The 18,410-nt window shown below is 61.3% G+C and carries 21 protein-coding genes; 8 read left to right on the top strand and 13 right to left on the bottom strand.

From position 1 onward, the window contains the following. On the bottom strand, positions 1–1,218 hold the full coding sequence (pncB, locus tag KUA23_RS11455) for a nicotinate phosphoribosyltransferase (protein WP_099492477.1): 1,218 nt from the start codon (positions 1,216–1,218) through the stop codon (positions 1–3). Positions 1,219–1,229: 11 nt separating this feature from the next. Next, entirely contained in the window at positions 1,230–1,877 is a 648-nt protein-coding gene (locus KUA23_RS11450) for a nicotinamidase (protein WP_252993967.1), read from the bottom strand. Between the two features lie 146 nt (positions 1,878–2,023). Here KUA23_RS11450 and KUA23_RS11445 point away from each other — a divergent pair, with 146 nt between their 5' ends. Next, positions 2,024–2,716, top strand: coding sequence for an NUDIX hydrolase (locus KUA23_RS11445; protein WP_078047934.1), 693 nt, complete (start codon positions 2,024–2,026; stop codon positions 2,714–2,716). A 42-nt stretch (positions 2,717–2,758) separates the two neighbouring features. On the opposite strand, the gene KUA23_RS11440 is transcribed toward KUA23_RS11445, so the two are convergent. Together KUA23_RS11440 and KUA23_RS11435 are read right to left on the bottom strand one after the other, a co-directional pair. Further along, positions 2,759–3,532, bottom strand: a complete 774-nt coding sequence (locus KUA23_RS11440; protein ID WP_099492480.1) for an L-iditol 2-dehydrogenase — start codon at positions 3,530–3,532, stop codon at positions 2,759–2,761. 18 nt (positions 3,533–3,550) lie between these two features. Further along, the gene (locus tag KUA23_RS11435) at positions 3,551–4,810 is read right to left on the bottom strand and encodes an ABC transporter substrate-binding protein (RefSeq protein ID WP_371857082.1); all 1,260 of its coding nucleotides are present in this window, start codon (positions 4,808–4,810) and stop codon (positions 3,551–3,553) included. Positions 4,811–5,070: 260 nt separating this feature from the next. On the opposite strand from KUA23_RS11435, the gene KUA23_RS11430 reads away from it, so the two are divergent. The 3 genes from KUA23_RS11430 to KUA23_RS11420 all read left to right on the top strand — a co-directional run bounded on the left by KUA23_RS11430 (position 5,071) and on the right by KUA23_RS11420 (position 8,155). Continuing rightward, positions 5,071–6,009 (top strand): AraC family transcriptional regulator, encoded by a 939-nt coding sequence (locus KUA23_RS11430; protein ID WP_252993966.1) that lies wholly within the window; start codon positions 5,071–5,073, stop codon positions 6,007–6,009. A 155-nt stretch (positions 6,010–6,164) separates the two neighbouring features. Further along, a complete protein-coding gene (locus KUA23_RS11425) occupies positions 6,165–7,112 on the top strand; it encodes a nucleoside-specific channel-forming protein Tsx (protein WP_078047930.1) in 948 nt (315 codons plus the stop codon). 14 nt (positions 7,113–7,126) lie between these two features. Beyond that, positions 7,127–8,155, top strand: a complete 1,029-nt coding sequence (locus KUA23_RS11420) for a purine-nucleoside phosphorylase (RefSeq protein WP_078047929.1) — start codon at positions 7,127–7,129, stop codon at positions 8,153–8,155. A 43-nt stretch (positions 8,156–8,198) separates the two neighbouring features. Here the strand turns inward: KUA23_RS11420 and KUA23_RS11415 are convergent, their stop codons facing one another. The 3 genes from KUA23_RS11415 to KUA23_RS11405 all read right to left on the bottom strand — a co-directional run bounded on the left by KUA23_RS11415 (position 8,199) and on the right by KUA23_RS11405 (position 10,216). After that, complete coding sequence (locus tag KUA23_RS11415) at positions 8,199–9,158, bottom strand: quinone oxidoreductase family protein (RefSeq protein WP_252993965.1); 960 nt, start codon at positions 9,156–9,158, stop codon at positions 8,199–8,201. A gap of 30 nt (positions 9,159–9,188) precedes the next feature. Then, positions 9,189–9,362 (bottom strand): DUF1427 family protein, encoded by a 174-nt coding sequence (locus tag KUA23_RS11410; protein WP_078047927.1) that lies wholly within the window; start codon positions 9,360–9,362, stop codon positions 9,189–9,191. Between the two features lie 89 nt (positions 9,363–9,451). Beyond that, positions 9,452–10,216: an AraC family transcriptional regulator gene (locus tag KUA23_RS11405; RefSeq protein ID WP_100491024.1), complete on the bottom strand. Its 765-nt coding sequence runs from the start codon at positions 10,214–10,216 to the stop codon at positions 9,452–9,454. 116 nt (positions 10,217–10,332) lie between these two features. On the opposite strand from KUA23_RS11405, the gene KUA23_RS11400 reads away from it, so the two are divergent. Together KUA23_RS11400 and KUA23_RS11395 are read left to right on the top strand one after the other, a co-directional pair. Next, positions 10,333–10,575 carry a DUF6555 family protein gene (locus tag KUA23_RS11400; RefSeq protein WP_069023127.1) on the top strand — a complete coding sequence of 81 codons (243 nt, stop codon included), beginning with the start codon at positions 10,333–10,335 and terminating at the stop codon, positions 10,573–10,575. Positions 10,576–10,589: 14 nt separating this feature from the next. Further along, positions 10,590–10,862: a hypothetical protein gene (locus tag KUA23_RS11395; RefSeq protein WP_025855728.1), complete on the top strand. Its 273-nt coding sequence runs from the start codon at positions 10,590–10,592 to the stop codon at positions 10,860–10,862. A gap of 324 nt (positions 10,863–11,186) precedes the next feature. Here the strand turns inward: KUA23_RS11395 and KUA23_RS11390 are convergent, their stop codons facing one another. From KUA23_RS11390 to KUA23_RS11380, 3 genes are all read right to left on the bottom strand, one after another. Further along, positions 11,187–11,357, bottom strand: coding sequence for a metallothionein (locus KUA23_RS11390; protein WP_078047924.1), 171 nt, complete (start codon positions 11,355–11,357; stop codon positions 11,187–11,189). A gap of 88 nt (positions 11,358–11,445) precedes the next feature. After that, complete coding sequence (locus KUA23_RS11385) at positions 11,446–11,898, bottom strand: DMT family transporter (RefSeq protein WP_252993963.1); 453 nt, start codon at positions 11,896–11,898, stop codon at positions 11,446–11,448. A gap of 4 nt (positions 11,899–11,902) precedes the next feature. Beyond that, entirely contained in the window at positions 11,903–12,391 is a 489-nt protein-coding gene (locus KUA23_RS11380; protein WP_078047922.1) for a DMT family transporter, read from the bottom strand. Positions 12,392–12,509: 118 nt separating this feature from the next. Here KUA23_RS11380 and KUA23_RS11375 point away from each other — a divergent pair, with 118 nt between their 5' ends. Next, entirely contained in the window at positions 12,510–13,442 is a 933-nt protein-coding gene (locus KUA23_RS11375; RefSeq protein WP_078047921.1) for a LysR family transcriptional regulator, read from the top strand. Between the two features lie 222 nt (positions 13,443–13,664). On the opposite strand, the gene KUA23_RS11370 is transcribed toward KUA23_RS11375, so the two are convergent. The 3 genes from KUA23_RS11370 to KUA23_RS11360 all read right to left on the bottom strand — a co-directional run bounded on the left by KUA23_RS11370 (position 13,665) and on the right by KUA23_RS11360 (position 17,483). Next, positions 13,665–14,987, bottom strand: coding sequence for an Nramp family divalent metal transporter (locus KUA23_RS11370; RefSeq protein ID WP_078047920.1), 1,323 nt, complete (start codon positions 14,985–14,987; stop codon positions 13,665–13,667). A 41-nt stretch (positions 14,988–15,028) separates the two neighbouring features. Further along, on the bottom strand, positions 15,029–16,582 hold the full coding sequence (locus KUA23_RS11365) for a DUF726 domain-containing protein (protein ID WP_100491025.1): 1,554 nt from the start codon (positions 16,580–16,582) through the stop codon (positions 15,029–15,031). Between the two features lie 103 nt (positions 16,583–16,685). After that, on the bottom strand, positions 16,686–17,483 hold the full coding sequence (locus KUA23_RS11360; protein WP_078047918.1) for an AraC family transcriptional regulator: 798 nt from the start codon (positions 17,481–17,483) through the stop codon (positions 16,686–16,688). A gap of 107 nt (positions 17,484–17,590) precedes the next feature. Between KUA23_RS11360 and KUA23_RS11355 the strand changes: the two genes are divergently transcribed. Further along, a complete protein-coding gene (locus KUA23_RS11355) occupies positions 17,591–18,376 on the top strand; it encodes a crotonase/enoyl-CoA hydratase family protein (RefSeq protein ID WP_078047917.1) in 786 nt (261 codons plus the stop codon). Positions 18,377–18,410 lie beyond the last annotated feature (34 nt).

The raw sequence follows: 18,410 nt of genomic DNA, 5'->3' as shown, positions 1-18,410 counted from the left end.
TCACACCTCCACACTGCCAACGTTGAACACTTGTGCTGCGTACTGCAAAAACGAAGCGTCTTCGCAGACATTTTTCACCGGGTCATCGGAGAATTTCACCACTGGCTCACCGTGCACCCGCACCAGCTTCATCACGATGCTCAGCGGTTCCACGCCTTCCACATCGCAGGCCAGGCTGGTGCCCATGCCGAACCCGAACCGCGCCTTGCCGCGCACGTGGCGCAGGATCGGCAGGCATTTTTCAAAGTTCAGGCCGTCGGAGAACATCAGGTCCTTGGTCATCGGGTCGATGCCCAACTGCTTGTAGCGGGCCAGTACCTTATCGGCCCAGGCGATGGGGTCACCAGAATCCTGGCGCAACCCGTCGTACAGCTTGGCGAAGTACAGGTCGAAGTCCTTGAGGAAAAAATCGGTGCTGATGCAGTCGGTCAGGGCGATGCCAAGGCGACCGCGGTACTCGCGCACCCAGTTTTCCAGGGCGGCGTTCTGACTCTCGCGCAGCCGCCCCAGTTGCTGGTGCACCATCAGCCACTGGTGGGCCATGGTGCCGATCAACGGCAGGTCGAATTCGTAGGCCAAGTGCGCGTTGCTGGTGCCGACGAACTGGCCGGGGAAGTCGCGGCGCATGATATCGACCACTTCGCGCTGGGCCTTGAACGACAAGCGCCGACGGGTGGAGAAGTCGGAGACGCGCAGGTCGGCCAGCTCATCGCGGCTGAGGTTTTTCTCTAGCCAGTCGAATTTCTGGTAGAGCTTGCGAGTGACGTCTTCGAGGGTGACGTCGGGGTATTTGTCGCGGTTGCGCAGCTCGCTGACCAGGGCCAAAACCGGCTGTTCGAACATGATGCAGTGCAGCATCGGGCCGACTACGCGGATGTTCAGTTGGCCGTCGACTTCACTGACATGGATATAGCGCAGGTTGAAGCGGAACAGGCCGAGGAAGCGCTCGTAGTCCGGGGTGAGGTATTCGCGAAAGCGTGGGTTGAACAGAAAGCGCAGTTCGCCTTCGCGCATGTGCAGGCCGGCCATTTTTTCCAGCTCGGCGCGCAGTTCGGGAATCAGGTGGCCGAGTTTTTCCTTCGAACGGACGATGAAGTTGTACTCGACGTCGACGTTCGGGTGCTGGTGCAACACGGCCTGCATCATGGTGAAGGTGTAGTAGTCGGTGTCGAGCAAACCCTGGATCACCGGGGTCTCGTAGTCGTATGCACTTTCCATGGTATTTCTCCTTAACGCGTGGCCATCGCGGCCAGTTCTTCGCGGGTGCTGCTGATGACAGCACCGGCCTTGAGCAACTCATTGACCGCTTGCACACCGCCCTCCTCGCTGATGCCTCGGCACGCCGGCAGGTGCAGGACCACTTCCAGGCCGGCCTTGAGCAGTTGCAAGGCGGTGGTCTTGACGCAGTAGTCCAGCGCCAGCCCGCCAACGATCACGCGGCTGACGCCCTGGGCCTTGAGGTATTCGATGACGCCGGTGGACAGTTTGTCGTGCAGGTCGTGGTAGCAGGCACCGTAGGGGTGCAGGTCGGGTTCGACGCCTTTCCAGATGAAGTAGTCGTAGTCATAGGGCGTGGGCAGCGCGTCCAGCAGGGTGAAGCCCTCGGTGCCGGGGACGCAGTGGCTCACCCAGGTCACATCGGCGTGGGCCAGGCCGGTGGGTTGCAGCATGTCGCTGTGCTGTGCCACCACCCAGGGCGCGTGTGGGGTGTGGGCGTCCTTGCTGCCGACGCGGTGGCCGGCGAGGCTGGCCATGTAGTTGAGTTCGGCACCGATCTGGTCACCGCCGGCCACAGGCAACTCGTTGGGGCACAGTGGCGTGAAGCTCTTCTGGGCGTCGACGTCGAATGAGGCAATGGTAGTTTTCGCAAGGGTCATGATGGTTCTCCTGTGGCCTGGAAACAAAAGTACACGTCATGTACTTTCATTGCAAGAAACATTTAGTTATCTATCCTAGTGCCGGTACATGACATATCTGTTCGATCCGTTAGACTGTGCCCTACTGTTATTCGCAAGGACCTCACATGCCGCTTAGCGCCTACCTCCACACCGTCGACCTGTGCGTCCTGTATTACTGCCGCAGCACGGGCGAACTCAAGCTGCTGCTGAACAAACGCGACGCCGAGCCATTCGCCGGGCACTGGGCGTTGCCGGGTGTGGTGGTGAACGGCGGCGTGCAAGATCTGCGCCTCCAGGATGCGGTGGAACGCTTGCGGGCGAGTGACAAGGTGGGGTTTGAATTGGCCTGGAGCGAGCAAGTGGGCACCGTGGGTGATGCGTTCCGCGACCCGCGTTGCTGGTCGTCGTCCACGTACTACCTGGCGATCGTGGCGCAGGAGGTGACGCTCGGCGAGCATCAAGCCTGGTATTCACTGAATGCCGTGGCTGACGGCAGCATCAAGCTGCCGTTCGATCACAACATGATCGTGGCATCGGTGCAGGAACGGCTGTTCTCCAAGTCGCTGTACAGCAGCTTGCCGCTGATGTTCCTGGGCGATGAGTTCAGTGCCCCGCAAGCCACCACGATTTTTTCCCTGGTGCTGGCTCGCCCGGTGCTGAAGACCAGTATCCGCCAGCGCTTGTTGAAGCTCACGGAGGCAGGGTATTTGCGCGAGACCGGGCGCAAGAAACAAGGTGAAGGCGGCAGGCCCCAGGCGACGGTGGAGAACCTGAAACCCGGGGACATTTACTTCTTCGATCGCAGCTTTGCCGAATAACCCACGCTTGCAGGAGCCCGGCTTGCCGGGCGCCTACAAGGGTCAGTTCATCCAGTTGCCGCCGTCGACGTTGTAGGTCTGGGCCACCACATAGTCGGCCTCCTTCGAAGCCAGGAAGATCGCCATCCCGGTCAGGTCCTGCGCCGTGCCCATCCGCCCAAAGGGCACTTCCTCCCCTACCCGCTTCTTCTTCTCGCCCGGCGCCAACCCTTCATGCCTGGCAAACAACGCATCGACCCCGTCCCAGTGCTCGCCATCCACCACACCGGGTGCGATGGCGTTGACGTTGATGCCTTGCTTGATCAGGTTCAGCCCCGCCGATTGAGTCAGGCTGATCACCGCCGCCTTGGTCGCGCAGTAGATCGCCACCAACGGCTCGCCCCGGCGTCCGGCCTGGCTGGCCATGTTGATGATCTTGCCGCCATGGCCCTGGCTGATCATCTGCCGCGCGGCGGCCTGCAGGGTGAACAGCGTGCCGGCGACATTGATCGAGAACAGCCGCTCGTAACTGTCGCGGGTAATATCGACGATGGGCGCCAGGTCAAACAGCGCAGCATTGTTGATGAGGATATCCAGCTTGCCGGCCTGTGCCACCACGGCCGCGATCGCGGCGTCGATGGAAGCCTGGTCGGTGACATCCATTGCCACTGCATAGGCTTGCGGGCCTAGTTCGGCGGCCGTCGCCTGGGCGCGTTGCAGGTTGATATCGGCGATGGCCACCGTCGCACCTTCAGCAATATAGGCCTGGGCAAAGGCGCGGCCGATACCGCGCGCCGATCCGGTGATGAGCGCGCTTTTACCTTCGAGTCGTTTCATTGAGGTGTCCTGTAAAAACTATTTCGGGTAGCCGGCGCGTTTCATCTCGCGCTCGGTGCTGGACTGCGCTTGCAGCAAGGCCTGGTCGACCGACATGCCACCGGTCAGCGCGGCCGAGAACAGCTTGCCCACCGAGGTGCCGATGGCCTGGAACTCAGGGATGGTCACATACTGGATGCCCACGTACGGCACTGGCTTGGCCGAAGGGTGCGCGGGGTCGGCGTGCTTCATCATCGCCAGGGTTACCTGGGCAAACGGCGCGGCCTTCAGGTACGCCTCGCTATAGGTGGACTGGCGCGTGCCAGGCGGTACGTTGGTGATGCCTTCTTTGTCGGCGACCAGTTGGATATAGGCCTTGGAGGTCGCCCAACTGATAAACGCCTTGGCGGCGTCCTTGTGCCGGGAGGTGGCCGGGATCGCCAGGGACCAGGCGTAGAGCCACGAGGAACCTTTGTCGGTGACTTCGGTGGGGGCGGCGGCAAAGCCTACGCTGTCAGCGACCTTGCTTTGGCTTTTATCAGTGGTGAAGGAGCCCGCCACGCTGGCATCGACCCAGATCGCGCATTTACCGCTGTTGAACAGCGCCAGGGTTTCATTGAAGCCGTTGCTGGACACACCCGGCGGGCCATATTGCTTGAGGGTGTTGACGTAGAAGTTGGCAGCAGCTGTCCATTCGGGGCTGGTCAGCTCCGGCTTCCACTGCTCGTCGAACCAGCGCGCACCAAAGGCGTTGGCCATGGTGCTCAACAAAGCGATGTTTTCGCCCCAGCCGGCCTTGCCACGCAGGCACATGCCATATTGGTCCTTGTCTTTGGCGGTGAGCTTGGACGCGAACTCGCCAAGCTGGGTCCAGGTGGGGTGCGCCGGCATGCTCAGCCCCGCCTGCTTGAACAGGTCGGTGCGGTAGTAGGTGACGGTGCTCTCGCCATAGAACGGCAGGGCGTACAGGGTGTTGTCGACTGACAGGCCCTGACGCACCGAGGGGAAAATATCCTCGACGTCATAGTCCGCTGGCAGTTGGGTCAACGGCTCCAGCCAGTGCTTGGCGCCCCACAGTGGGGTTTCGTAGGTGCCGATGGTCAGCACATCGAACTGCCCGCCCTGGGTGGCAATATCGGTGGTGAGGCGCTGGCGCAGCACGTTTTCTTCCAGCACCACCCAATTGAGCTTGATGTCTGGGTGCTGCTCTTCGAACACCTTGGACAGGCGCTGCATGCGGATCATGTCGCTGTTGTTGACTGTGGCGATGGTGACGGTGTCGGCGGCATGGCTGGGCATGGCCAATGCCAGGCCGGAAAGCAGGAACAACGCTTGCGGGAGCTTGAACATAGCGGTTTCCACCTGTTGTTTTTGTTGTTGAGCGCCGATTACAGCAGCTTGGCCAGCCCCTCACAAACGCCAGGCGGATGCTCGACTGGTACTTTTTTAACCGGCAACCGGCAGTTAAAAAAGTATCAGTGCCGGGCAAAACCGGGGGTAGCGCCCAAGTCGTCAACCCGCGTATTTTGAGGCCTTCCATAAATAAAAGAGGCATCACCATGCCCATCAGCCGCGCCCAGTTGTTCGAGCACCGCCCAGCCGAACTCGAAGTGATCCTGCCCGAACCGGACCATTGCTTTCGTTGGTTCGAGCACGACTACCCCTACGATTTGGCGCGCTGGAACTACCACCCTGAGTTTGAAATCCACCTGATCCGCCAAGGCAGCGGCAAGCTGGTGGCCGGCGACTATATCGGTGCGTTCAATGCCGGGCATGTGGCGCTGATCGGCCCCGACCTGCCCCACGACTGGATTGGCGAGTTGGCCCCCGGCGAATACCTGACTGGCCGCGACGTGGTGCTGCAATTCGACGGCGCCGCCCTGCTCGCCCTGCGCAAGACACTGCCGGAACTCGGCGACCTGCAGCCATTGTTCGAACAGGCCCGGCGTGGCCTGGAATTCACCGGCGATACCGCGTTGCAGGCCGCGCACTTGATGGAAGCCATCGGCAGCGCCTATGGCCTGCAACGCTTGATCCTGTTCCTGCAACTGCTCGACAGCCTGAAAAACGCCCCGCCGCCGCAGGTCAAGGCCCTGGCCAGCCCCTGCTACGCGCCGACCCTGGACGCCCGCAGCGCCGAACGCATCAACAAGGCGTTCGACTATTTGATGCGCGAACTGACCGGCGATGTGCGCCTGTCGGTCATTGCCCAGCAGCTGGAAATGAGCGAGCCGGGCTTCTCACGCTTCTTCAAGCGCAACACCGGCCACGGCTTCATCGACCTGATGCGCAAGTTTCGTGTGCAACGCGCCTGCCGGCTGTTGCTGCAAAGTGATATGTCAGTGGCGGACATCTGCTTTGAAGTGGGCTACGCCAACCTGTCCAATTTCAACCGGCATTTTCGAATCGAAATGCACCAGACGCCGAGCGACTACCGGCGGGAAACAGCCATGCACCTGTTCCAGCGCATCGAAAAAATGACACCCAGTCAATTTTGACCAAAAGGTCGACTAATTCCGCTTTTTTTCATGCTGATCAATCGATTGAGCAAAGTTGGTACAGCCTGTGCAAACGTTTGCGGTACGAACTTGGCAACCAAGTTCACCTCAACCCGAAGAATCGGGTCTAAACCGCGTACGAATAGGGATTTTCAATGCACCCCACCTCAAGGCGTCCTACCCCCTTTGGTGTTTCTTTGCTACTGGCTGCCGTTACGGGACTACTCAGTGCGTCTATTTTGGCGCAGGAAAAACCCGTCGATGACTCAGCACAGGGCGAAACGCTCAGCCCTGAAGCCAGCCCGGCGAAAAAAGGCGTGTACCTGTCGGACTGGTTCAACCAGGACCTGACATTGATCGGCAGCAAAGACATCAGCTTCGGCCCCAAGCCGCAGGATGATGTCTACCTGGAGTACGAGTACTTCGGCCGCAAAGGGCCGTTCGAGTTGTACGGCTACATCGACGTGCCGAAGATCCTCACCATCGGTAACAGTAATGACAAAGGCGTGTGGGACCACGGTTCGCCGGTGTTCATGGAGCATGAACCGCGCATTTCCATCGACTACCTGGCGGGCCGCAGCCTGGCCTTCGGACCGTTCAAGGAATGGTACGTGGCGTTCGACTGGATCTACGACCACGGCAGCAACAAGGAAAACCGCGCCAACACCCTGTACAGCGGCCTCGGCACCGACATCGACACCCACTCGCGGGTCAACCTGTCGGCCAACTTCTACGGGCGTTACCAGTGGGAAAACTATGGCGCCAGCAATGAATACTCCTGGGACGGTTACCGTGCGCAAATGAAGTACATCGTGCCCATCGGCAAGTTCGACAACGGTGCCTCACTGACCTACATCGGCTTCACCAATTACGATTTCGGTTCGGACCTGCACAAGGACAACCCAGCGCGCACCGCCAACTCCCTGGTGGCCACCAACGTGCTGCTGTATTCGTTCACCCACCTGCGTTTCACCCTGGTCGGCCGGTACTTCCATAACGGCGGCAACTGGGAAGATGGCAGCGAGTTGAATTTCGGCGAAGGCAACTTCCGCGCCCGTTCTGATGGCTGGGGTTACTACGCCGGCGTGGGCTATCAATTCTAATCAAGGAGTTTTAGATGAAAGCGTTCAAACGTCTCTCAATGGCCGTCGGCCTGGCCCTGCTACCCCACGTGGTGCTGGCGGATGCGCCTGCGCCGATCAAACCCAAGGTCATGCTGATCACCATGTTCGCCCCGGAGGCACAAACCTGGATCGACCGCCTGGCACTCAAGCAGGAAGTGCGCGTGCCGGGACTATCCGCCGAATACCCGGTAATCCGCTGCAACACCCAGGACGTGTGCCTGCTGGTAACCGGCATGGGCCAGACCAATGCCGCGGCCTCCACCCTCGCCCTGGCCTTGTCGCCCAAGTTCGACCTGCGCCAGAGCTATTTCCTGATCGCCGGGATTGCCGGTATCAGCCCCAAGCATGGCACCATCGGCACCGCCGCCTGGGCGCATTACCTGGTGGAGTTCGGCACTCAGTGGGAGCTGGATTCACGGGATGCCCCCAAGGATTGGCCGACCGGCTATATCGGCATCAACACCAAGGGCCCCAACGAAAAACCTCCGTTGGACTACAAGACCGAAGTGTTTGAGCTGAACCCCAAGTTGCAGGCCAAGGCCTTCGCCTTGTCGCAGAAAGTCGAGCTGACCGAAAGCAAGGAATCCAGCGCCTGGCGCAAACACTACCCTGCCGCCCCAGCCAACCAGCCGCCGCAAGTCACCCGCTGTGACACCCTCGCGGGCAACACTTGGTTCTCCGGCACGCGCTTGAGTGAGCGCGCCGAAGTCTGGACCAAGTTGCTGACCGACAACAAAGGCGAGTACTGCACCACTCAGCAGGAAGACAATTCCACCTATGAAGCCCTGCTACGCGCCAGCCGCGAAGGCCTGGTGGATATCCAACGCCTGGCAGTGGTGCGCGCAGGGTCGGACTTCGACCGCCCTTACCCTGGCTACAGTGAAGTGGACAACCTGCTGAAATACGCCGATCAAGGCGGCTTTGTGCCGGCGCTGGAGAACCTGTACCGCACTGGCAACCCGCTGGTGCAGGCGATCCTGAAGAACTGGTCCGCATGGGAAAAAGGCGTTCCCGAAGCCTGATGATTCTGTAGGCGCCGGCTTGCCGGCGCCTACAGGGGCTGTGTCAGGGCACGAAGATGATTTTGTCGGCGCTGCCCTGGTTCACTTCTTCATAACACTGCACGCCATTTGCCAACGCGACTTCACGCAGGCCCGTGGGCAACGGCAGCAGGCCTTCATCAAAGAAGCGCCCGAACTGCTCCAGCATCACCGCGCATTGCTCGCAGTTGTAGAGCAACGAATTGATCCCCACCACCGAGCCGCCCTTGCGGTACAAGGCCAGGGCCGGCAGTTGCACATGGCCGTCCACCGGTGCCGCGATGATTGCAATGCGACCGAACGGCGCCAGGCCTGCCACAGCCGCCGGCAGCCAGAAACCGGTGGTGTCGAAGATCACGTCGGCGCCGCCCGTGAACACGGCATTCACCTGCGAGCCCAGTTCTTCCGGACTGCCCAGGGCAATCGCCTCAAAGCCCTGCCCCTGCAAGGCTGCAACCTGCTCCGGTCGACGCACCGCAGCCAGCACCTGGGCCCCGCGAATCTTCGCCAAAGCCAATGCCGCGCTACCCACGGCACCATTGGCGCCAATCACCAGCAACCGGGTGCCTTTGCCCACACCGCTGCGCTCCAGCGCGTCCCAGGCGGTGGTGTACGGCACGCCGAGGCTGGCGGCCTGGGCGAAACTCAGGTGGGTGGGTTTGTGCGCCACGCCCTTGGCCGAGACGGTGAGGTACTGGGCATGGGAACCGTCGGCAAAGAACCCCAGGTCGCGGCCTGTGCCCCAGACGTCCTGGCCTACCCATTCTTTTGGCCCCTCCACGACGACGCCGGCGAAGTCGCGACCGGGAATGCGTGGCAAGGTGGTGTAGGGAAAACGGCCGAGCACGTTTTTGACGTCGCTGGGGTTGAGGCCCGCGGCCTTGATCTGTACCAGCACTTCACCCTCGGCCGGTACCGGTGTGGCGACGTCGACTACGCTGAGGGCGGCGAGATCGCCGGTAGCGGTAAATTGCAGTGCTTTCATGGCCAATATCCATCGAAGAGTAAAAAGGGATCAAGACAACCAGGTGCTCACCCACAGCCGGCCCATGGGCCAGAGCTTTTCGCCCAGCAGCATGCCCATCAGGCCGATCAAGGCGATGGCCGGGGGGGCTGGCGAGCGGAAATCCAGGGCGCCGTAGATCACGCCGACAAACAGGCCGATGGCGAGGGAAATCAGGTAGTTCATGAGGTGAGCGCCGTGTAGGTGGTTGCGCTCAGTGTAGAGAGCCGAATCCTGAAGCATCGGCCAAGTACTTCAGGATTTCGGCCAAACCCTCAACCCACGTAGTGCGAAGGCGCCACGCCGAGTTCGCGGCGGAACATGTCGCTGAAACTGCTGGGTGAGTAGCCGAGGGACCGGGCAATGCCGCTGACAGACTGGCCCTGGATCAACTCCGCCACCGCCGTGGCCAGTTGCACCTGGCGGCGCCACTCGGCAAAGCCCATGCCCAGGTGGTTCTGGAACAGCCGCGCCAGGGTGCGCACACTGGCACCGGCGGTTTCGGCATGCTGTTCGAACGGGACCTCCAGGGACGGCGCGGCCATGACCGCCTGGCAGGCATTGATCAGGCGGCGGTCTGCCTCCACCGGCATGGCAATGCGGATTTGCGAGCGGCGCGCCCGTTGCAGCTCCAGCAGGGCCAGGCTGACCACTGCATCGTAGTAATCCGCCTCACCGTTGTCGCCCTCGTCCACCAGCGTGACGATCAACTCCCGCAACAACCCACCGACTTCGATCACCTGCACCTGGCTGTCCAGCGTCGCCGCCAGCGCCGGGCGCAGGTAGATATTGCGCATCTGCAAATCCGACACCACACGAATCCCATGCTCCACACCTGGCGGCAGCCATACGGCGCGCTGCGGCGGCACCACCAGCGCTTCACGCGGGGTCTCGACCCACATCACGCCGCTCATGGCGTAGAGCAACTGGCCCCAGTCGTGGCTGTGGGGTTCAACGTACAGCCCACGCGGGTAGGTGCGCGCCAGGGGCTGCACGGGAACGGCGTGATCACTGAGGTCGGGGGGCGCAGCCTGGGCCATGGGGTGCACATCAATCAGGGGTGAGCCGCCATGGTAATGACCACCTCTCGACAATCCGAGTGAATTTTTACAGCCGCAGGTGATCACTTGCTTATACCGGGAGGGTCAATGGACCAATGAATAACGCAAAGCTGTTTGTGATCGATTACACCCTGCATGGCGAACCCAAGTCGTTCATCATTCGATTGGAGAAACTGGATGCTGCCGAAGCCTGGCACTGGGCGAGTTGTGACGCCGGCGTGGGCCGTATCGGCCGCTTTGCCCGCGAGCAAGTGAAAAAGACCAGCCAACAGCAGGCGGAAAAATTCGGCATCACCAACGTGCAATGGCGCCGCTCGGATGCGCGCGCCCAGGCTTGATCAGGGAGAGAACCATGGATTTACCGGTACGGGTCAATGGCAAGGCGCGCATTGACTACACCCAGGACACTCTATTCGGACCCATGGCCAAACATGTCGAATGCCAGGTGAGTTTGCAGCAACAACCTGGCTGGACAGTGCTGAAGGTGTTCCAGCCTTTACCGGACGACCTGCACGCGGCACACACTGTGGTGTTTGCGCTGGAGGGGCGGCGCACCAGCGCCATCGTGAAGGACCGTCAGCGTTTGTCAGACCATAGCCTGCGGCTTGAACTGGAAACTCAGTAGCCCACGGAACACGGATACCTTTGCGAGCTTGCTGCCGCTGGCGGCCTGACAGCTATCTACCTGTAATCCCGCGATCCACATGTGGGAGCTGGCTTGCCTGCGAAAGCGTCCTGACAGCCGACCACTCTCCAACTGTCACCCCCCGATCCAAATGTGGGAGCTGGCTTGCCTGCGAAGACGGCCTAACAGCGGACCACAATCTAACTGTCACCCCGCGATCCAAATGTGGGAGCTGGCTTGCCTGCGATGCAGGCACCTCGGTACATCAGGCACACCCAGTCGACGCCATCGCAGGCAAGCCAGCTCCTACATTCTTGACCGCACTCAGCCCTTGGCTGACTTCGCGCATTCGCAGCCGGTGGCCGATGCACACGGTTCACCATGGGCATGGTGCTCAGCACAGCCCTGGCAGCAATAGCCCTTGCCGTCCTTCATTATCGCATCGGCTCCCAGCACGCACTTGCAGTGTGGGCAGGCACAGGTTTTATCTGGCATGTCAGACTCCTTCTTCATGGTCGTCCCAGTGCGGCGGGCGCCGGCACCTTAAGCAGTGACTGTGGCCCGCCGTCGATGGTTCAAACCATCAGTCGGTGCGGGTATTGCTGCGGTACATGAACACCAGCGCCAACGCCAGGCAGGCCATCGCCACGATCCGGCTGCCCGACAATTCGATGGCCGGGTTGCCCAGCCAGCCGAAGTTGTCGATCAGCATGCCCATGCCCAGTTGGCCGACGATCACCGCGACGGTCGCGACGGCCGTGCCGACCACCGGCACCGCGCCGACCATCACCATCATGTACACCACGCCGAACAACGCGCCGGTGAGTTGCCATTTCGGTACCTGCAGCAGGCTCACTGCCTGGGCGGGCTCAAAGAACAGGATCAGCAGCGAGGTGACAATCGCCCCCACCACAAAGGTCACCAGGCTGCCACGCAACACACCCACGGTCTGACCCAGGCGACCATTGATAGCCGCCTGCACACTCAACACCGCACCGGCGGCAACCACAGCGACCAATAACAAAATCAGATTCATCGCCTTAACCCCGTGCAATCAGAACAAGTGCCACCACAATCAACGCCAGGGCAATCCAGCGTTCACCATTGACCCGCTTGCGCGCTGTGCCGAACCAGCCGAAATGGTCGATCAACACACTCTTGCCGACCTGACCGGACAAAATCGCGATCATGGTCATCGCAATGCCGATATGCGGCGTGGCGAGCGTGAGCACCACCACGTAGATCGGCCCCAGGAAACCGCCGATCAACTGCCAGCGCGGCAGCTCGGACAGTGCCGGGCCCTTTTGCGGGCCACTGAACAGCAGCAGCAGATACAGGATCGCCGAGCCCACCCCGAAAATGCTCAGGGTTGCCCACAGATGGCCGACCTGCACCCCCAGCGGTCCGAGTAACCCCGCCTCCACCGACAGGCCCATGCCGGCCAGGATCACCAGCGGCAGCAACAGCAGCCGCAGGGCATTTTTCTTCGGCTTGGCGTGCGCCACGCCCTCAACAGCACTTGCTTGCATACATCACCTGCACATCAACAAAGGATTGGATGACGCGCATTATCCGGTGGCCGTCCTGTGCGATAAATGGGAGCATGCCGACAACACCTTTGCGCAAAACGCACAACCTGGAGGCATGATGCAAGGCTTGAATGAACTGAGCTTCAAAGCGCTGCGCCTGTTTGTCGCCGTGCTGGATTTCGGCAGCTTTTCCGAAGTGGCCCGCCGTGAGGGCCTCGCGCCCTCCTCCATCTCCCGCCAGATACAGTTGATGGAACAGGCCCTCGGCCAACAGTTGCTGTACCGCCACACCCGCGCGGTCAGCCCTACCGAGGCCGGACGCCTGCTCGGGCGGCACGCGCGGTTGATGCTCGAACAACTCGAAGCCGCCGGCCAAGCCCTGCAGGAACAGGAAAGCGAACCCAGCGGCCTGGTGCGCATCAATGCGCCGATGGTCTTCGGCCAGCGCCACATTTCCCCATGGTTGGGCGAGTTGTGCCGGCGCTACCCGAAGCTGCAACTGGATATCCAGCAGACCGACACCTACGTCGACCCACTACAAGATGGCACCGACCTGCTGTTCCGCATCGGCGTGCTCAACGACTCCAGCATGCAGGCACGCATCTTCGCGCCCCAGCGCTTTCGGATTGCCGCCAGCCCTGCCTACCTGGCCCGGCACGGCACGCCCCAACACCCCGACGAGCTGAGCAACCACCAGTGCCTGGCCTACAAAGGCATCACCGGCCAGCAACGCTGGTTCTTCCGCAAGGGCCAGGGCGACTGGACACCCTATAGCGTCAAGGGCCCGATCACCGGCAACCACGCCGACACCCTGACCCACGCAGCCGAGCAGGGGCTGGGGCTGGTGGTGTTTCCTTCCTGGTTGATCGGCGAAGGCCTGCGTGCAGGCACTTTGCACGCGGTGCTGACGGAGTATGAAGTGGCGACGACCCTGGAGCCGCAGCAGATTGCGGCGTTGTGGCCTGGAAGCCGGCGTTTGTCGCTGAAAGTGCGGACGGTGATTGATTACTTCGTGGAGTGTTTTGGGGGGGTGCCGTATTGGGATCGGTGACCTGTAGAGGCGCACCACTGAGGGCATTTCCTACCTCAAAAAGTAGGTAGGATCTGATTTTGCCGGCCACTATTTTTGGCCAAAGCGTAGTGCGGCAGACTTGGGCAACTTCCGCGATGGGACAACGTTCATGAATACGACATGCGCAGGAACTACGGTGACGTTAGATCAAGCACACGCTGGACACATTCGAACTCAGGTCCTCTTGTTCAACCTGAACTATCAACCCAACACCCACTGCCCAATCAACCAGGCATTTGCCCCGCTGATCACTGCAAACAGGAACCACGCCAGCAACCGGGTGGGCAGGCGATTCACGAACGGCCCCATCAGCTGTTTGTCGCCGGTCATGCGGATCAATGGATACAGCGCAAACGGCAACTGCAGGCTGAGAACCACCTGGCTAAGGATCAGCAGCTTGCCAATGGCATCGTCGCCCATCAGCCATACGCCCAGGAACGCCGGGATCAGCGCCAGTCCGCGCGTGATCAGGCGCCGTTGCCAGCAGGGAATGCGCAGGTTGAGGTAACCCTCCATGATCACTTGCCCGGCGATGGTGCCGGTAAAGGTGGAGCTTTGCCCGGAGGCCAGCAAGGCGATGCCGAACAGGATGCTGGCGAACGCGCCGCCCACCAGAGGATCGAGCAGGTGGTAGGCGTCCTGGATTTCCACCACGTCAGTGTGGCCCGTCTTGTGGAAAGCGGCGGCGGCGAGTACCAGGATCGCCGCATTGACCAGCAAAGCCAGGGCCAGTGAGCCGATGGTGTCGATACGCGCCAGCTTGACCGCGTCCTGTTTACTGGCGAGGTCCTTGCCGATCAGGCGGGTTTGCACGATGGAGCTGTGCAGGTAGAGGTTATGGGGCATTACCGTGGCCCCGAGAATACCGATGGCCAGGTACAGCGGCGCAGCATCGCTGATGGCCGACAACGATGGGGTGAAACCACTGAACACGTCGGGCCAGTAAGGTTTGATCAGGACCAGTTCGATGAAGAAACACACGCCGATGGTCGCCACCAGCGCCAGCATGATCGCTTCAAGGCGGCGGAAACCGCGGTTCTGCAGGGCCAGGATCAACAAGGTATCGAAGGCAGTGATGACAATGCCGGTGGTCAGTGACACCCCCAGCAGCAGGTGAAAGGCCAGGGCACAGCCGAGTACTTCGGCGAGGTCGGTGGCAATAATGGAGATTTCCGCAAGCACCCACTGGGTGCGTGCGGATCGCTTGCTGTAGCGCTCACGGCACAGTTGCGCCAGGTCTTTTCCGGTGGCAATGCCCAACCGCGAGCACAGGCACTGCACCGCCATCCCCGCCAGGCTGGCCAGCAACACCACGAACAGCAGGTTGTAACCGTAGCGTGAGCCCGCCTCGATGGCCGTGGCCCAGTTGCCTGGGTCCATGTAGCCAATGGAGATCAGCAAGCCTGGGCCGGCGAACATCAGCGCGCGCTTGAAGAACGAAGCCTTGGGGTCAACGGCGACGGAACCGGCGACTTCCGGCGGGCAAAAGGGGGCGGTAGCGATTTTTGGCAGGCTGAATTTCACGCGGTATCCCAGGCAAACACACTTGATAGAGACGCAGCTTATCAGTCGGATGCGACCGTGCGCATCACCGTCTCCCGCGGCAAGTCGAACGCTTCGACCACTTGCACCACCAGGTCCATCTCCTGGTTCAGCGCTTCACGCTCCATGCGCTGGCGAATCACACCTATCACCAGCACCGCCAGAGTGGTAATTGAATACGCCGGGCCGGAAAACGCGCGTACCCCGCTCACCAGCAGCATCGCTGCGGCCAGTGCCTGGCCCACCACCGGGATGGCCGTGGCCGCGCCACGACGCAGGATAAACCCGGTCAACCCGGCGAGCGCCGTGCCGCTCAACGCGGTGGTCGCCGATCGGCCGACATCGAAACGGTTGAACAAGCCCTGCTCCTTTTGCGCGGCGGCCTTGAGTTCGGCGTCGAACACCTGGCGGTCAGCATTGCTGAGTTTGTCCTTGTACTGCTCGATGAGCTTTTCGGCGACCTGGGCTTCAAGGTCGGCCAATTCGACAGTATTGAGCGGCTCATCGAACTTGATCCCCAGCCGCTGCACCACATCTTCGGCGATCTGGCGATAACTCACGCCGTGGCCACGGGCCAGGTTCATAAAGGTATCGCCGCCCATGCGCTGCAACTCGATGGCCAGCTTGAGCGGCTCGCGCACTGTGGCGTCGATAGTCGCACTGCGCTTTTGCGCCATCAGTTCAGCGAGAAACTTCAACTCCTCGGGCCGCGCCTGCACCAGCGCCGGAAACAGCTCCGTGTCCTCTTCGGCAAAACGCACCTGCGGGCTGCGCTGGTCGGAGCGGATCATGCCGCGCCGCTCGTGCAACAGGTCGGTGTACTGCACCACCGTCTGCAACTGCGGCCAGTAGGCGGCATGATCGAAGGTCGCCAAATGCACGTTGGTGACCTTGGCCTTGAGCGCCGGCGTCACCGGGATCGCATAGCGGCCGATGCAACGCTCGGTATCCGGTTTCAGGGCCAGCGCCCAGTCTTTGCTGGAGTGGCAATTGATCACGCGCCCGTTGAGCGGCGCCGATACATCATCCCAAGGGCTCGACGTGCAGATCGCCCCACCCATCAACAGCAGATTGTCCAACGGCAGTTCACGGGCGGTCTCGGGATTGGCGAGCAGGCTCTTGACCAGAATGCGTGCGCCAAGGGAATGGCCAATCAGGTTGATACGCCGGACTGCCAGGGACTCGCCGTGCAGGTAATTGGCCAATTCGGGCAGCAAGCTCCTGGCGACCTCGTCCACCCGTGCCTCGACGCTTTTGTAGTGATCGAGGAAGTACGCGATTGCCTTGCCCACCCCGACAGTCGCCGCGCCCAGGCTGCCGCCGCCAAGCATTGCGCCGATCACATCCTTGAACGGTGCAAACAGGTTCTCCAGGAAATGCCCCGCCGGCCAGAACAACATCAGGTTGGTGGAGCCCTCGATGCCCGCCAACTGCGCCTTGAAGCTGCCCAATTGTTGCCGGTTGAAGAACGCCGAATAACCGTGGACATAGAGATTAAGCACATCGCCCTGGGGCTCGCCGCACAGTAGGAACGTGGGCTTGCGGGTGCGGTGCATTTCATCCCACTGGTGCTGCATGGGGCGGTGACTCCTGGTGACAAGGGACGGCGATAGTAACAAAGGGCGCGGCTCAACGTCGTACCGCTGGGGCAAAAGGCACCACGTTGGCCACCTCTTCCTTTCAGAAGATGGAAGCCGCCTTGGACTTGGCCAGGTATCGCGCCGGTGAATCGCCCAGGTTACGGCGAAACACCGAGGTAAACGCGCTGGAGCTGCTGAAACCCAACTCGAACGCCACATCGGTGATGGACGAGCCGTGGCTGAGCCGCGCCGTCGCCTCCAGCAGGCACACCTGCTGGCGCCACGACACAAAGGTCATGCCCGTGCATTCACGAAAGTTACGGGTAAAGGTGCGCCGGCTCATGCTCGACCAGTCCGCCATCTCGCCGATGGAGATTTTCTGTGTGGGCGCTTCAAGAAAGCGCTGACAAGAACGGGCCAGCCGCGATTCCGAAGGCAGCGGCGCGCTCAACGGCAGCTCGGGCATGGTGCCGATTTCGTCGATCAGCAAGGTCAGCACGCAACGATCGCGCACGCTGGGCGAGGCCGATGGCCCAATCGCCAGCGCCGCCTCCAATAGATGGCGCAACAGCGGCGAGACGCCAAACACCTGGCAATAGTCCTGCAACCCGGCGCGTCGAGCCGCGTCGTCATCCAGGTAGGTATTGAGCATCACCACATCGCCGCGCATGTGCATTTCGTGCGACACCCCGCCCGGCACCCAGATCGCCCGCTGGGGCGGCACCACCCAATTACCCAGGTCGGTGAACATTTTCAACGCGCCTGTCGAGGCGTAGGCGAACTGCCCGCGCCGATGGGTATGCCTGGGAAACACAGTGCCAGACGGGTATTCGCGCAGCGTCACCACCGCTTCGGGGCTATCGGGTTCATAGGGCGAAAAAGTGAAGGTCGGCGGCATGGCCCGATTTTGTCAAAGTATGACCTGACATAGCAAGCGGGCCATTAATCTGCCACCTAGAATCGTCGCTCCCCAAGTTGGGTTCATATCGAAGGGATATTCGGAAAATGAGTGTCAAAAACTACTTGGACGTAAGCGTAGACGGCGCCGTTCTGATGGTGGGACTCAATCGCCCGCAGAAGCGAAACGCCATGTCTCTGGAAGTCATGCACGAACTGCGCGATACCTTCACCAACATACCCGAAGGTATTGGCGCCGCCGTGCTCTACAGCACCAGCCAGCATTTCTGCACGGGGTTGGACCTGTCGGAAATCCGCGATCAATCGGTCATCGACAACGTCCAGGCCTTCCGCGAATGGCACAAGACCTTCGAACTGATCCAGTTCGGCAAGGTGCCCGTGGTCGCGGCCATTACCGGTGCCGCCATCGGTGGCGGTCTGGAAATCGCCACCGCCTGCAGCCTGCGCGTGGTGGATGACAGCGCCTTCTTCTCGCTGCCCGAAGCCATGCGCGGCTTGTATGTCGGCGTCGGCGCCTCGGTGCGTTTCCCGCGCATCGCCGGTATTGCCCTGATGACCGACATGATGCTCACCGGCCGCACGCTCTACGCCAAGGAAAGCTATGAACGCGGCGTGGCGCAGTACCTGGTGCCAGTCGGCCAGGCGGTACTCAAGGCCACCGAGCTGGCGCACAAGATCGCCGGCAACCTGCCCATGACCAACTACGCGGTAACCCACGTGCTGCCGCGCATTGTCGATCAAAGCCAGCAGGACGGCCTAATGACGGAAGCCTTGATTGCTGCCGTGGTGTCTTCGGACATCCGCACACAGGATCGCCTGGCGGACTTCCTGGATCGCAAGAAGGACAAGATCCAGACCGCGCCAGCGGTGTAACTCCCGGTCGTGAACGTTGCCGGGCGCACCTCGG

It is taken from the genome of Pseudomonas pergaminensis (genome assembly GCF_024112395.2).
In the GTDB taxonomy this organism is placed as follows: Bacteria; Pseudomonadota; Gammaproteobacteria; order Pseudomonadales; family Pseudomonadaceae; genus Aquipseudomonas; species Aquipseudomonas pergaminensis.
The sequence above is the reverse complement of the archived record's forward strand: the minus strand, read 5'-3'. Positions and strand labels throughout refer to the sequence as shown.